12 protein-coding genes are annotated in these 13,956 nt (G+C 69.1%); 7 read left to right on the top strand and 5 right to left on the bottom strand.

Annotated elements, in window-relative coordinates:
* Nucleotides 1–34 precede the first annotated feature (34 nt).
* Entirely contained in the window at nucleotides 35–931 is an 897-nt protein-coding gene (locus EV659_RS13165) for an alpha/beta hydrolase family protein (protein ID WP_165878900.1), read from the top strand.
* A gap of 124 nt (nucleotides 932–1,055) precedes the next feature.
* Here the strand turns inward: EV659_RS13165 and EV659_RS13160 are convergent, their stop codons facing one another.
* Both EV659_RS13160 and EV659_RS13155 read right to left on the bottom strand, forming a co-directional pair.
* A complete protein-coding gene (locus EV659_RS13160; protein WP_132709355.1) occupies nucleotides 1,056–1,910 on the bottom strand; it encodes a universal stress protein in 855 nt (284 codons plus the stop codon).
* Nucleotides 1,911–1,953: 43 nt separating this feature from the next.
* The gene (locus EV659_RS13155) at nucleotides 1,954–3,444 is read right to left on the bottom strand and encodes a SulP family inorganic anion transporter (protein ID WP_184409833.1); all 1,491 of its coding nucleotides are present in this window, start codon (nucleotides 3,442–3,444) and stop codon (nucleotides 1,954–1,956) included.
* A 471-nt stretch (nucleotides 3,445–3,915) separates the two neighbouring features.
* On the opposite strand from EV659_RS13155, the gene EV659_RS13150 reads away from it, so the two are divergent.
* The 5 genes from EV659_RS13150 to rfbA all read left to right on the top strand — a co-directional run bounded on the left by EV659_RS13150 (nucleotide 3,916) and on the right by rfbA (nucleotide 8,193).
* A complete protein-coding gene (locus tag EV659_RS13150; protein WP_132709354.1) occupies nucleotides 3,916–4,377 on the top strand; it encodes a hypothetical protein in 462 nt (153 codons plus the stop codon).
* Between the two features lie 54 nt (nucleotides 4,378–4,431).
* Nucleotides 4,432–5,010 carry a hypothetical protein gene (locus EV659_RS13145; protein WP_132709353.1) on the top strand — a complete coding sequence of 193 codons (579 nt, stop codon included), beginning with the start codon at nucleotides 4,432–4,434 and terminating at the stop codon, nucleotides 5,008–5,010.
* Nucleotides 5,011–5,225: 215 nt separating this feature from the next.
* On the top strand, nucleotides 5,226–6,293 hold the full coding sequence (rfbB, locus tag EV659_RS13140; RefSeq protein ID WP_132709352.1) for a dTDP-glucose 4,6-dehydratase: 1,068 nt from the start codon (nucleotides 5,226–5,228) through the stop codon (nucleotides 6,291–6,293).
* Nucleotides 6,290–7,309 carry a dTDP-4-dehydrorhamnose reductase gene (gene rfbD / locus EV659_RS13135; protein WP_132709351.1) on the top strand — a complete coding sequence of 340 codons (1,020 nt, stop codon included), beginning with the start codon at nucleotides 6,290–6,292 and terminating at the stop codon, nucleotides 7,307–7,309. Before rfbB ends, rfbD begins: the two co-directional genes overlap by 4 nt.
* A complete protein-coding gene (rfbA, locus tag EV659_RS13130) occupies nucleotides 7,306–8,193 on the top strand; it encodes a glucose-1-phosphate thymidylyltransferase RfbA (protein WP_132709350.1) in 888 nt (295 codons plus the stop codon). The genes rfbD and rfbA overlap by 4 nt, the downstream gene beginning before the upstream one ends.
* Nucleotides 8,194–8,220: 27 nt before the next feature.
* Here rfbA and EV659_RS13125 read toward each other — a convergent pair whose 3' ends face one another.
* Nucleotides 8,221–11,409 carry an efflux RND transporter permease subunit gene (locus tag EV659_RS13125; RefSeq protein ID WP_132709349.1) on the bottom strand — a complete coding sequence of 1,063 codons (3,189 nt, stop codon included), beginning with the start codon at nucleotides 11,407–11,409 and terminating at the stop codon, nucleotides 8,221–8,223.
* 11 nt (nucleotides 11,410–11,420) lie between these two features.
* Nucleotides 11,421–12,566, bottom strand: a complete 1,146-nt coding sequence (locus tag EV659_RS13120) for an efflux RND transporter periplasmic adaptor subunit (protein WP_165878899.1) — start codon at nucleotides 12,564–12,566, stop codon at nucleotides 11,421–11,423.
* A 195-nt stretch (nucleotides 12,567–12,761) separates the two neighbouring features.
* Here EV659_RS13120 and EV659_RS13115 point away from each other — a divergent pair, with 195 nt between their 5' ends.
* Nucleotides 12,762–13,646, top strand: coding sequence for a TetR/AcrR family transcriptional regulator (locus EV659_RS13115; protein WP_132709347.1), 885 nt, complete (start codon nucleotides 12,762–12,764; stop codon nucleotides 13,644–13,646).
* On the opposite strand, the gene EV659_RS13110 is transcribed toward EV659_RS13115, so the two are convergent.
* Entirely contained in the window at nucleotides 13,583–13,825 is a 243-nt protein-coding gene (locus EV659_RS13110; RefSeq protein ID WP_132709346.1) for a hypothetical protein, read from the bottom strand. The two genes, EV659_RS13115 and EV659_RS13110, sit on opposite strands and share 64 nt — an antisense overlap.
* Nucleotides 13,826–13,956: the final 131 nt, after the last annotated feature.

The following is a 13,956-nucleotide window of genomic DNA, read 5'->3' as shown; positions in this document are numbered from 1 at the left end:
GATCGCTCAACCGCTCAACGCCTGGAGAGCCATCATGCCCCGCCCGCGCTCCCGTCCCATGACCGCCACCGGCTTCGTCCTGGTCGCCGTCGGCCTGGCCGCCTGCCAGGAAGGCGAGGCCGGCCAACCCCTTGCCTGTCCCGACGTCGCAGGGCTCGGCGCCGGTCTGCATCGGCTGGAATTGGCCGGCTTCGACGCCACCGTCTCGGTGCCTGAAAGCTGCGCGGCGGGCGGCGGCGGGCCGGCCTGCGGGCTGATCGTCGAAGCGCACGGCGCCTCGATGTCCGCCGACAAGATGGACAGCGAAACCAACATGCGCCGGCTTGGCGCGCAGGCACCGGCGCACGGCGCGGCAACCCCTTATGTGGTGGTCCATCCCGAAGCCCACGGGCCGGGCGCACAATGGCAGCAAGGCGACGAACGCGGCGTGCTGGCGCTGGCCGATTGCCTGATCGCCGATCTGGGGCTCGACGGCACCCGCCGCCACATGGCGGGCTATTCGCTCGGCGGCTACATGGTCGCCGGCACCTACTGCCAAGCCGCCGGCGCCTATACCAGCTTCGCCGCCATGGCCGGCGGCGTCGACGTGATACAGCAGTGCATGGACGATACCGACACGCCGACCCGTCTGCTCTACATCCACGGCCGCGGCGACCGGATGGTACCGTTCGCGGCGGTGAAGGCGTTCATCGCCGAGGTCGCCGGCGACGCCCAGGCCGCGGCGATCCTTGCCCAGGGCCAAGGCCGCGCCCGGTTCGGCGCGCTCGACGTCGACATCCGCCTGCATGACGGCGACCGGCCGGGGCTCGTCGGCGGTCACTGCCTGCCCGGCGGGTCGGGCTTCGCCGGCTGCACCGAAGGGGCCGACTTCGACGTCGGCGAGACCCTGCTGGACTTCTTCATCGCCGCCGAGGCCGACGCGGCCGGTTGATCGGAGCGGCGCCGCCGGGTTTGCCGGGGCCGCCGGGTCTGCCGAGCCGGCCGACGCCGCCGGCGGCGCCCCGGCGGTCGACGGGGTAAGCCCCTCTAAGGGTCAGCGGCGAAGGGTCAGCGGGTCAGCGGAACAACAGCACCGGCACCCGGCACGAGCGCATCATCTCGGTGGTGGTCGAGCCGATGATCAGCGTGCGCACGCGCGAATGGCCATAGGCGCCCATGACCAACAGGTCGACGCCGTCACGCTCGATCCGCGCCTGGATGGCGGCTTCGGGTTCGCCGCTTTCGAAGCCCGCGTCGACGGTGAAGCCGGCGTCGGTGAGCAGGCGCTCGGCCTCTTCGAGCCGGCGCGAGGCATCGGCGGTCGGCGCGCCCACGGTGACCAACGAGCAGGCGAGCCCCTTGAACAGGTCGCCCTCGGCGATGTGGCGCACCGCCTTCATGGCACTGGGCCCGCCGTCGAAGGCGATCAGGAAGCTTTCGATCGGGCGGAAGGCGCGCGCAGTGACCAGAACCGGCTTGGTGGCGCCGCGGACCGCGCGCTCCAGGTTCGAGCCCAGGTGCAGCTTGGCGAAGTCCGCCGCCTCGCCGCGCTTGCCGATGACGATCAGGTCGGCGTCGCTCTCGAACTCGTGCACCGCGTCGATCAGATCGCCGTGGCGCAGCCGGGTGGTCACGTCCGCCACGCCGTCGGCGGTGACCCGCGCGACCGCGTCGTCGAGCACCTGGCGGCCGTGCTGCATCTCCAGCTTGGCACGGCGCTCGTCCAGTTCGGTGAGCTGCGCCAACAGCGTGCTGCGCGCGCCAAGGCCGATATTGCCGCTCAGATTGAGCCCGTCGCCGCCGGCCTTGCGCTTGTCGAGCACATGGATCAACTCCACCGACGCGCCGGTCCGCCGGGCCGCCCAGGCGGCGTGGTCACACACGCTTTCCGCATAGACCGAGCCGTCGATCATGGCGATCAGTTTGGTCATGGGGTCACTCCTCAGATCAGAAAATGGCACCGCACACGCCCAATCAATGGCCCATCAGGCGGTCGAACGCATCGGATTTGTCGTGGATCGCCAGCTTGTCGACGATGGTTTCGCTGGCCGCGTTCATGCCGGTAAGCGACACCTCGGCGCCCTCGCGGCGGAACTTCAAGATCACCGTATCCAACGCCGCGACGCTGGAGATATCCCAGATATGGGCCTGGCTCACATCGATGGTGACCCGTTCCACCGCCTCCTTGAAGTCGAAGGCGGCCAGGAAATCGTCGGCCGAGACGAAGAAGATCTGGCCTTCGACCCGATAGGTGCGCTGGCGCCCGTCGGCCGACAGGGTCGAGGTGACGCGGAACACCTGGGCGATCTTCCAGGCGAAGAAGGTCACCGACAGCAGCACGCCGACCAGCACGCCGATGGCCAGATTATGGGTCGCCACCACGGTCGCCACGGTGGCCAGCATGACCAGGCTGGCGCTTCTGGGGTGGGTCTTCAGGTCGGTGATCGACGACCAGCTGAACGTGCCGATGGAGACCATGATCATGATCGCCACCAGGGCGGCCATGGGGATGATCGCCACCAGATCGCCCAGGGCGACGATCAGGATCAGCAAAAACAGGCCGGCGACGAAGGTGGACAGCCGGCCGCGCCCGCCCGACTTCACGTTGATGATCGACTGGCCGATCATCGCGCAGCCGGCCATGCCGCCGATGAAGCCGGTGGCCACATTGGCGATGCCCTGGCCGTAGCATTCGCGGTTCTTGTTGCTTTGGGTATCGGTCAGGTCGTCGACGATCGACGCGGTCATCAGCGATTCGAGCAGCCCGACCACCGCCACCGCCGCCGAATAGGGCAGGATGATCATCAGGGTCTCGAAGGTCAGCGGGATGTCGGGCAACAGGAACACCGGCAGCGTGTCGGGCAATTCGCCCATATCGCCCACGGTGTTCAGGTCCACGTCGAGGAACAGCGACACCACGGTCAACACGACGATGCAGACCAGCGGCGACGGTACCACGCTGGTCAGGCGCGGCAGCAGATAGATGATCGCCAGGCCCGCCGCCACCAGCACATAGGTCAGCCACGGCACGCCGATCAGTTCCGGGATCTGGGCCATGAAGATCAGGATCGCCAGCGCGTTGACGAAACCGGTCATCACCGACTTCGAGACCAGCCGCATCAACCGGTCGAGCCGCAGCGCACCGGCCCCCAGTTGCAACAGCCCGGCCAGCACCGTGGCGGCGAGCAGATATTGCAGCCCATGGTCGCGCACCAGCGTGGTCATCAGCACCGCCGTCGCTGCGGTGGCGGCCGAGATCATGCCCGGCCGGCCGCCGACGATGGCGGTAATCACCGCGATGGAGAAAGAGGCATAAAGCCCAACCTTGGGGTCGACGCCGGCGATGATCGAAAACGCGATCGCCTCGGGGATCAGCGCCAGGGCCACCACCAGGCCGGCCAAAAGATCGGCGCGCACATTGCCCAGCCACTGGCTGCGCAAGCTCGTGAGAAGGTCGGCTGTCAACGGATATCTCCCAAAGGATCGCTGGATGAAGGCATACGTTAAAAAGGCTTCCCCACCGTCGGCGCGGCGCGCGCAAAGCCCGACGCGGCCGCCAATGACAAGGCTCGGACCGGGTCCAAGCCTGGTTTTCTCAGACGCCGCGGGCCGCGACCCCGGACGCCGTTGCTGCGCCGCAAAAAGGGGAAACGGAAGCGCATAGAGGGTTCGCCGCGCGCTGGCAACAGCGGATTGACCGCCGCGCAAAGCGCCCAGCCCGGGCAGCGCCCCGGCGCGATCACCCAGCCACCCCGCTCCCCACAACCCAGGGAAACAAAAAATACCTCCACACAATTTTGAGTATAGATTTTCTCCCTCAGACGCGATATGATCGCATTGTTGTTTCTCGCTTATTGTTAACAGTATAAGCCGCGACGCACCTAGTGGCTGCATCGCGCTACCCCGTCCCATGCTGTTTTCAACGATAGGTGACCCATGCCCCAGGACGATCTCGACCCCGAACGACTCAAGGCAATCACGTCTCAGATGGTCGAAGCGATCACCTCGCCCGCTTATGTGGAGGCCATGCGCAAGGTGAAAGCCGCCAGCAATGACAAGCGGCTCGACGAGGCGATGCGCCGATTGACACCCAAGGCATTGCGCGAGCAGGGCGTGCGCCTGCCCGAAGACATGCGGATTTCCAGCCGCTATTTCGAGGAGGGCTTCAAGCCCATCGAAGTGGGCGAACCCGCCGGCAAGCGCAATCTGCTGGCCGAGTTGCATGCCGCCGAGCCCGAGATGTTCAACCTGATCGGCCGGCTGCGCGATCGCAAGCCCGATCTCTATCAGGAACTGACCGAACGGCTCAGCGTCGAGGATGCCATATCGCCGCTCGCCTTGTGCGGCTGCGCGTGCGGCGGGGCCGCCACCGCGTGCGGCGGCGCGGGCGCCGGCTGACCGCCCGCGCCCCGCCGATCCCATTGCGTTCACTGACCACAAGGACCGTTGATCATGTCCGATAGCGCCCAAGCCATGGCCCCCGCCGACGCCGAGCGCCCGGCCCTCGACGACCCGCACGTCTATGACAATCTGGGCTTCACCCGGGCGGAATTGGCCGCCGCCATGCGCGCCACCTATGCCGAATTGATCGCCTTCGTCACCCAACCGGCGTTCGTCGCCATCTATAATGACTTATGGTCGCGCGACGCCGCCGATCGGCCGCGTTTCGTCAACGAGGTGATCGTCAACCGCGCCGAATTGGAGCGCCGCGGGGTCGATATCCCCGAGGGCATCCTGGTGCAGACCTCGGCTTTCGGCGACCGCCGGCCGACCCTGTTCGCGGTCAAGAAGTTCCTGCCCGACCGGTTTCACGATGCCTGGGAAAACGTCAATCTGACCTTCGACAATGAATATGACGACGCCGCCGTGTCGCGCGACCCCGAGATGGCGTGGCGCCGGCCGCTGCCGGTGTCGATCCAGAACACGCTGCTGGCCGAGGCCGCCGATCTCGACGCCTACCCCGATGTGGGCGCAGGCGACCGAGATTGGTCGCGCGGTCTGGGCGACACCTATTACGAACGCGACGGCTGACCGGCGCGCGCGAGCCTCTCCCACCCACCTTGCGGGGCCCGCACTCGCGGCGGCAGGCCCCGCTTTTTTGCCCCGGCGCCGGCGGCGCCGGCGCCGTGAGTGCGGCCCCGACCACCACCCCGGCATGATTGGGCCTTGACGAACGCGCGCCGATCCTGTGCCAAGAACGGGCCGGGCAATGACGCACCGGCGGCGAGCGCGGGGGCGATGGCGGCATGAAGGTGATGGTCACGGGCGGGGCGGGCTTTATCGGCTCGGCGGTGGTGCGGCTGCTGGTCGACACCCTCGACGTCCAGGTGGTGACCGTGGACGCGCTCACCTATGCGGGCAATCTGGCCTCGCTCGCCCCAGTGGCGGAGCGCCCCGGCCATCGCTTCGTCCACGCCGATATCCGCGACCGCGCCCGGCTCGACGCCCTGTTCGCCGAGGAACGCCCCGACGCGGTGCTGCACCTGGCCGCCGAAAGCCATGTGGACCGCTCGATCGACGGGCCGGCGGCCTTCGTCGACACCAATATCGTCGGCACCTACACGGTGCTGGAAGCGGCGCGCGCCTATTGGTCGGCGCTGCCCGCCGCCGCGCGCGACGCGTTCCGCTTCCACCACGTCTCCACCGACGAGGTGTTCGGCGAACTGGGCCCCGACGGCGCCTTCACCGAAGACAGCCCCTATGCGCCGCGGTCGCCCTATTCGGCGTCGAAGGCGGCGTCCGACCATCTGGTGCGCGCCTGGGCCCACACCTACGGGCTGCCGGTGCTGATCAGCAATTGTTCCAACAATTACGGCCCCTATCAGTTTCCTGAAAAGCTGATCCCGCTGATGATCCTCAACGGCCTCGACGGCCGCGACCTGCCGGTCTATGGCGCCGGTGCGCAGGTGCGTGACTGGCTGCATGTGGACGACCACGCCCGCGCGCTGTGGGCGGTGCTGACCCGCGGCCGCCCGGGCGAGACCTACGCCATCGGCGGCGGGGCCGAGCGCCGCAACCTGGCGGTGGTCGAAGCCTTGTGCGAGCGTCTCGACGCCCGCCGCCCCCAAGGCGCGCCGCACCGCCGGCTGATCCGCTTCGTCGCCGACCGCCCGGGCCATGACGCGCGCTATGCCATCGACGCAGCCAAGGCCCGGCGCGCGCTCGGCTGGCGGCCGGAGCACAGCTTCGACAGCGGCCTCGACCACACCGTCGACTGGTATCTGGCCAACCCCGACTGGTGGCAGCCGATCCGCGACGGCAGCTATCGCGGCGACCGGCTGGGCCTCGCCGCCGGATCGGGAGACCAACCATGACCGGCAACCAGACAGAGACCGGCGGGCAGACCAAAACCGGCCCGGTCCTGCTGACCGGCGCGGGCGGACAGTTGGGACGGGCGGTGCAACGCCGGGCGGCGACCGGGGCCCTGGCGCTCGACCCGCTGGACCGCGCCGGCCTCGACATCACCGACGCCGATGCCGTGCGCGCCTGCCTCGCCGCCCGGCGGCCCGCGGTGGTGATCAATGCCGCCGGCTATACCGCCGTCGACCGGGCCGAAGAGGCGGCCGAGGCGGGGGCTGTCTGGGCGGTCAATCGCGACGGTGCCGCCAATCTGGCGCGCGCTTGTGCGGCCATCGGCGCGCCGCTGATCCACCTGTCCACCGATTATGTGTTCGACGGCACCAAGCCCGGCGCCTATGACGAGGACGACCGGGCCGACCCGATCAATGTCTACGGCGCCAGCAAATGGGCCGGCGAAGCGGCGGTGCGGGCGCGCGCGCCGCGCCACCTGATCCTGCGCACCGGCTGGCTGTTCGGCCCGGACGGGCGCAACTTCGTCACCACCATGTGGCGCCTGGGCGCCACGCGTGACCGGCTGCGGGTGGTCGACGACCAGACCGGCTGCCCCACCTATGCCGACGACCTGGCCGATGCCCTGCTGAGCCTGGCACAGCGCGCGGGCAGGTTTACCACCGCCGACTTCGGCACCTTCCACATCGCCGGCGCCGGGGTGACCAGCCGCTACGACTTCGCCCGGGCGATCTTCGCCAGCGCCGCCGCTGCCGGCGGCCCGAACCCGGCGGTCGAGCCGATCGCCTCGGCCGACTATCCCATGCCCGCCCGGCGACCGGCCAATTCGGCCCTCAATACCGACCGGTTGGCGCATCAGCATGGGCTCCGCTTGCGTCCGTGGACCGACGCGCTGGCGGATCTGCTTCAACACCGTCCCGGCGTCGATCGCGACGGCGCCTCAAGCGATACAGACGGCCCAGCCGCTCCCGATGGCGCCGCCCGGGCCGCGGCCGGCATGAGGCGGAGGCGGGCGCCATGAAGGGCATCATCCTGGCCGGCGGGGCGGGCACGCGCCTGCACCCGATCACCCTGGCGATCTCCAAGCAGTTGCTGCCGGTCTACGACAAGCCGATGATCTATTACCCGCTCAGCACGCTGATGCTGGCGGGTATCCGCGACATCCTGGTGATCACCACGCCGCACGACGCGCCGGCCTTCCAAGGGCTGCTCGGCGACGGCAGCCAATGGGGCATCGCGCTGTCCTATGCCGTGCAACCGCGCCCCGAAGGCCTGGCGCAGGCGTTCCTGATCGGCCGCGACTTCCTGGCCGGCCAAGGCTGCGCGCTGGTGCTGGGCGACAACATCTTCTACGGTCAGGGACTGACCGGGAAACTCCACGATGCCGCCGGGCGGGCCCACGGCGCCACCGTGTTTGGGTATCACGTACAAGACCCGCAGCGCTACGGCGTGGTCACCTTCGATGCCCAAGGCCACGCCACGGCGATCGAGGAAAAGCCCCAACAGCCCCGGTCCAACTGGGCGGTCACCGGGCTCTACTTCTACGACGGCGACGTGGCCGATGTGGCCGCCCAGATCCGTCCGAGCGCACGCGGCGAGTTGGAGATCACCGACATCAACCGCCACTATCTCGACCGCGGCGACCTGGCGGTGGAACGGCTCGGCCGCGGCTTCGCCTGGTTCGACACCGGCACCCACGACAGCCTGGTCGAGGCGTCGAGCTACATCCAGACGATCGAAAAACGCCAGGGCCAGCGCATCGCGATCCCTGAGGAGATCGCCTTCTACAATGGCTGGCTCGACCGCGACGACCTCGCCCGCCTGGGCCGCGCGCTCGACAAGAGCGACTATGGCCGCTACCTGACGCGCCTGGCCCGCGACCCCTCGGGCACCGCCCCGGACTGAGCGCCATCGCCCTGCTGTGGTCCGCGCTTACTCCGCCGCCGCCGAGGCATCGACCGCGGCCGCCCCGGGGCTCAGCGCCGCAGGTTCGGCCGCGCCCGGCCGGTCGAAGGCCAGCGGACGGCGGCGGACCGCCAGCTTGAAGGCCGCCGGCGTGAAGAACAGAAACAGGATCATGCTCAAGCCCGCCCCGCCGGCAATGGCGAAAGCGAACGGCGACCAGAAATCGCTGCCCGCCAGGATCAACGGCGTGAACCCGCCCACCGTGGTCAGGCTGGTCGAGACGATGTGGCGGCCGCAGCGCCCGACCGCGTCGACGATCGCCGCGTCGTCGCCAGCGCGGGCCCGAGCGTCGTTCTTCAACTCCACCAGGATCACGATGGTGTCGTTGATCGCCAGCCCAAGCAGCCCCATGACGCCGACGATGACCACAAAGCCCATGGGGTTCTGACTGACCCACAGCGACAACAGCCCCAAACCGGCCGCCAGACCCGCCGACACGAAGGTGATCGCGGACAACCGGAACGAATTGAAGGTCAGCACGATGGCAATGACCATCAGCATCAACAGCACACCCACCTGGCTCATCAGCTTACCGACGGCCTCGTTGCGCTCCTCGCTTTCGCCACCGAACTCGATCCGATAGCCGGGCGGCACGTCGATGCCGGCAGTGGCCAGATGGCGCTGGAACTCGGTCAGGACATCGCCCGGCAACACGCCGTTCTCCACATAGCCTTGCAGCGTGTTGACCCGTTCGCCATTGCGCCGCGGGATGGCGCTGACCGACGGCGTCACGGTCACCTCGGCGACCGCCGACAACGGCACGCCGAGAAAGCCGTCATCCGGCCCGCGCGCCGGGTCGGCCGGTGTCAGATCGAGCCGACGCAGACCGTCGAGATCACCGCGGGTCAGCGCGCCGGTGCGGACCAGCACCGGCACCTGCTCGGTCTCCTCCAGGATCGCGCCACCGGACTCGCCGTCGACCGCGGCGCGCAACTGGTCGGCGACCCGACGCAGGTCGAGCCCGAGCGTCGCCACCGCATCCTCGTCGGCGGCCACGCTGACCTGCGGACGCCCGACCGCCAGGGTGGTGCGCGCGTGGGTCACCGCCTCGACGCGCATCAACTGGCGAAACAGTTGGTCGCCCAGATCGCGCAGGGTCTCCAGGTCGGGGCCGACCACGCGCACCTCGATGGGGGCGGGATAGGGCGGGCCCTGTTCGAGCTTGCGCACCAGCGTCCGCACCCCCGGCCAGCGCCGGTCGAAGGCCGCCTGCAGATCGGGGATCAAGCGGTCGACGGCGGCCAGATCGTCGGCGGTCACCATGGCCTCGGCGAAGCTGCCGACGCCATCGCGGTTGGACATCATGTTGTAATAGAATTTGGCGGCGGTCTCGCCCATGTACCACTGCGCCGACACCACGCCGGGGCGCGCTCGGACCAGCCGGTCGGCGGCCCGGACCACCGCCTCGGTTTCGTAGATCGACGCCTGGTCGGGCAGTTCCAGTTGGATGCGGAACTGGTTGCGGTCGCTGGCGGGGAAAAACTGCTCGGTCAGCGTGCCCGACAGGATCACCCCGGCGACCGGTAGCACCATGGTCAACGCCACGGTGAGGCGGGGATGACGCAGGCCCCAGCCGAGTGCGCGCCGAAACCCGCGAGCAAGCGGGGCGGCGGCCACGCCGTTGCGCCACCAGACCCGCCGACCCGCGCCGGCCGCCCCCCCAGGGCGCAACAGCCGCCCGGCCAGGGCCGCAATGACCGTGAACGCCAGCGCATAACTGGCGATCAACGAGGCGATCACCGCATAGGAGATGCCGCCGACGAACTCGCCCGCCGGCCCCGGCATCAGAATGATCGGCATGAACGCGAACACCGTGGTCGCGGTCGAGCCCATGAGCGGCAGCCACAGCTTGCCCACCGTGCGCGCCACCGCTTGGCCCCGGGGTTCGCCGTCGAGCAAGCGGTGCTGGATCTCGTCGGTGACCACGATCGCGTTGTCGACCATGATACCGAGACCGACGATCATGCCGGTGACCACCATCTGCTGGATCTGCATACCCGCCAGATTGAGCACCGCGAGCGCCGCCAGGGCGGCCAGGGGCAGCACCGACCCGGTGATCGCACTCGCCCGCCAGCCAAGCGTCAGCAGCAGCAGCGTGAACACGATCAGAATGCCAGCGATCAGGCTGCGCATCAGCCCCGACAGCCGGGCGTCGGTGTATTGCGCCTGCTCGAAGATCAACCGCGCCTCGACGCCCGAGGGCAGACGCGGGCGGAACTCGTCGAGCAGCGCCTTGACCTCGGCGGTCCACAGATCGAGCCGGCTGGTCTCCAGCATCCGGGCGCCGACCACCACCGCCGGCACGCCGTCTATCAACGCCAATGTGTCGGGCGGATCGGCGTGGCCGCGCGCCACATGGGCCACATCGCCGACGGTCAACAGACCGTTCGACGCCTCGGCGATCAGCGGCACGCGCCGGATGCGATCCAGGCTGTCGAGGCTGCCGTCAACCTCGACCACATAGGCGTTGTCGGCATCGGCGAGCGTGCCGGCGGCACTCTTGGCGTCGCCCTGGAACAGCCGCCGGGCCACGACCGCCGTGTCGAGCCCCAACGGCGCCAGCGCATCGGCATCGACGGTGACGGTGATGCGCTCTCCGGGCAGGCCCTGGATGCGCGTGTAGTCGGTGCCGGCGATGTTCTTGAGCCGGGTGTCGAGCTGGTCGGCATGGCGGCCCAGAATGGCATAGTTGGGGGCGCCGGGGCTGCGCCACTTGAGCGCTACGATCGCGCTCAAGGCCGAGGTGCGGTTGTCGTCGAACACCGGTTCGGTGGCGCCGGCGGGCAGGCCCACCACCTCGCCGAGCTTGTCGCGCAACCGCGCCATGGCCGGTTCGGTGTCCTCCACCTCGTCCTTGAGCGTCACCGTCACCGACGACACGCCCGGCCGCGACACCGAGCTGATCTCGTCCACCTCGGCGACCTCGCGCAGTTTGCGTTCGATGGGGTCGGTGACCAGCGCCTCGACCCGGGCGGCGTCGGCACCGGGGAGGCGGGTAATCACCGTAGCGAAACGCGGCTTGAGGTGCGGGTCCTCCAACCGCGGCATCGCGGTCAGGGCGGCCATGCCGGCGACCAGGACCAACACCAGGATCAACACCACCAGCCGGGGATAGTTGTAGAGACTGCGCCCGTTTCCAAGGCGATCAAGGGCCATGGCGGCGCACCTCAGCTATCGGCCAGGTCGACCGGGGCGACCAATTGGCCCGGGGCCACCTTGGCGACCCCCTCGGCCACGGTCAGCACGCCGTCTTCGACCGTGCCGCTCACATAGGCCCGGTCGCCCTGGGCATAGAGCAGCTGCACATTCTCGAACGCGATGCGGTAGAGATCGCCGCCCGCGGGTTCCAGCCGGTAGATGCGCCACAATCCGCGCACGTCGGCGGTAAGCGCGCGCAAGGGGGTCCAAAAGCCGGTCGCCTCGACCCGATCGTCGAGCGACAAGGTGACCAACTCGCCATCGGCCGCCGGCGGGCTTGTCGCGTCGGCGATCCGGAAGGTGGCGGTCACCGTGCGGGTGGCACCGCGCACCGCCGGCGCCACCGATTGAAGGTCGGCCGGCAGGGCCCGGCCCTGATCGTTGATCAAGGCGAACGCGGCGCCGTCGCGCAACCGCCGGGCAAAGCGCAGCGGCACGCCGACGCGCGCTTCGAGGTCGCCGGTCTCGAGCACTTGCAACACCGGCGCGCCGGCCTCGACCACCCGGCCCTCGTCGACCAGCCGGCGCTGCACCGTGCCGTCGAACGGCGCCTTGAGCTGCGCCTTGTCCAGGTCCACCGCCACCGAGGCCAATTGCGCGTCGAGCCGGGCGGTGCGCGCCTTGAGGGCGGCGACCTGCGCCTGGGTCTCGTCGAGCCGCTGCTCCGAGGTGTGACCCTGAGCGACCAGCGTCTCGATCCGGGCATTGGTCTTGCGTGCCAGGACCAGGTTGGCGCGTGCCTCGGTCAACTCGGCTTCGAGCCGCCGGCGCTCGGCGCGCAGCCGGTCGGTATCCAGCCGGGCGAGCACCTGGCCCTCGGCCACCACCGCGCCGTCGTCCACCAGCACCGAAACCACGGACCCGCCACGGTCGAAGCCCAGATCGGTCAGCCGCCGCGCCGCGACGCGCCCGGTAAAGGTGCGGCTGAGCGTGTAGCCATCCTGGATCGCCACGGTGCGCGTCGCCACCGGCAGCACGTTTTCGCGCGCCGGCACTTTGGCGGCCACGCCGCCCAGGTCCCGGTGCCCCTGCCCCGACAGACCATCGGCCAGTTTCCCGGCCGCGCCGAGCCCCACCAGGGTGGCCACCGCCATCGCCGTCAACGCGACCTTCATCGACCTTGAGCGCGCCCGCATCGGCCGCCTCCCTCTCCATGAAATCTCTCGCCATCGTTGCGGCCGGTTTATGATTCCCGCTCGCATGACAGGCGGGCTGCCGACGACCGGCTCGCAGCCTTTACAATAATCAAACTAGACCGTACAGTCCAGATAATTATCACCCCTGGCTCCGCTCTGCCGTCGAGGTTTGTCTTGTCCAAGCATCTGCCCGATCCGCCCACCACCCGACCCACCGCCCCCCGTCGCGGCCCCGATCGTCCGAGCAAGGGGGGCGCGGCCAAGGGGCGGCCGCAAAACCGGCAGTCGGGAAAAGCGCCGTCGGCGAGCGGGCAGCCCGCACAGGAGCGGCTGGGGCGGCCGGGGCGGCCACGCAGCGCCGGCAAGCACGCGGCGATCATCGACGCCGCCGGCGCCCTGTTCCTGGCCAACGGCTTCGACCGCACGACCATGGACGCGGTGGCCGAGCGGGCCGGGGTGTCCAAGCAGACGGTCTACAGCCATTTCGATAACAAGGCGGCGCTGTTCCAGGCAGTGGTGCGCCAGGTGCGCTTGTCATATCTGAGCGATCTGCCCGCGGTGGCCGGCGACCCGCGGCCGCTGCCCGAGCGACTGACCGCCGTCGGCCGGCAGTTCGTGCGCCTGATCACGTCGAATCAGGCGGTCGCCATGTTCCGGGTTCTGGTCGCACAAAGCGGCGCCGGCACCGACGAGCCGCCGGCCGCCACCCACAGGTCCGACGGACGCAGCCCCGGCGTGCCGCGCGGCGGCCGGCAAAGCGCCCTCTATTACGAGGCGGGGCCGATGATGCTGATCGACGGTATCCGGCGGGTGATGACGGCCGCACTCGCCGCCGGCGACCTGGAAGGCGCCGACGCCGACCGGATCACCATGGATTTCGTCGCCCTGCTCAAGGGCGACGTGCATATGCGTCGGGTGCTCGGCCTGCCCGTGGACCTGTCGGACGCGGCGGTCGAGGCCCATGCGGCGCGCTGCGTGGAGACGCTGCTGCGCGCCTACCGGCCGGTCTCTTCGCCCTCGGCGGCAATCTCGTCGGCGCGCATGGGCGACATCAAGTAACGCTTGTTCTTCTCGTCGCCCTTCAGGTCGTTGGGCAGCCCCTTGACCAGCATCTTGGCGTCGACGCCCTGGGCTTCATCGAACACGATGGTCGACTTGTCGCCGCCGAACCAGCCGCAGCCGGCCAGCATCAGCGCGCTCAGACCCATCAGGGCCAGACGAAAAACGGGCATGCGCATCGGGTGCCTCCTCAAGCTTCGTCTTGCTTTAACGCGCCGGGCGACAGGGCGAAAGGGCGGAAATCGTGCGGCCCGGCTTTTTGGCACGCTTGTTGTTTTTTTTAACCTATTAGGTTATATTCGATCCTCGA

This window comes from Rhodothalassium salexigens DSM 2132 (genome assembly GCF_004341375.1).
In the GTDB taxonomy this organism is placed as follows: domain Bacteria; phylum Pseudomonadota; class Alphaproteobacteria; order Sphingomonadales; family Rhodothalassiaceae; genus Rhodothalassium; species Rhodothalassium salexigens.
This window is presented reverse-complemented; position numbering and strand designations above follow the sequence as displayed.

Excerpts from the sequence above, each read along its gene's own strand:
- EV659_RS13165 (WP_165878900.1), top strand. The coding sequence starts at position 35 with ATGCCCCGCCCGCGCTCCCGTCCCATGACCGCCACCGGCTTCGTCCTG.
- EV659_RS13160 (WP_132709355.1), bottom strand. The coding sequence starts at position 1,910 with ATGACCAAACTGATCGCCATGATCGACGGCTCGGTCTATGCGGAAAGC.
- EV659_RS13150 (WP_132709354.1), top strand. The coding sequence starts at position 3,916 with ATGCCCCAGGACGATCTCGACCCCGAACGACTCAAGGCAATCACGTCT.
- EV659_RS13145 (WP_132709353.1), top strand. The coding sequence starts at position 4,432 with ATGTCCGATAGCGCCCAAGCCATGGCCCCCGCCGACGCCGAGCGCCCG.
- rfbB (WP_132709352.1), top strand. The coding sequence starts at position 5,226 with ATGAAGGTGATGGTCACGGGCGGGGCGGGCTTTATCGGCTCGGCGGTG.
- rfbD (WP_132709351.1), top strand. The coding sequence starts at position 6,290 with ATGACCGGCAACCAGACAGAGACCGGCGGGCAGACCAAAACCGGCCCG.
- rfbA (WP_132709350.1), top strand. The coding sequence starts at position 7,306 with ATGAAGGGCATCATCCTGGCCGGCGGGGCGGGCACGCGCCTGCACCCG.
- EV659_RS13125 (WP_132709349.1), bottom strand. The coding sequence starts at position 11,409 with ATGGCCCTTGATCGCCTTGGAAACGGGCGCAGTCTCTACAACTATCCC.
- EV659_RS13120 (WP_165878899.1), bottom strand. The coding sequence starts at position 12,566 with ATGAAGGTCGCGTTGACGGCGATGGCGGTGGCCACCCTGGTGGGGCTC.
- EV659_RS13110 (WP_132709346.1), bottom strand. The coding sequence starts at position 13,825 with ATGCGCATGCCCGTTTTTCGTCTGGCCCTGATGGGTCTGAGCGCGCTG.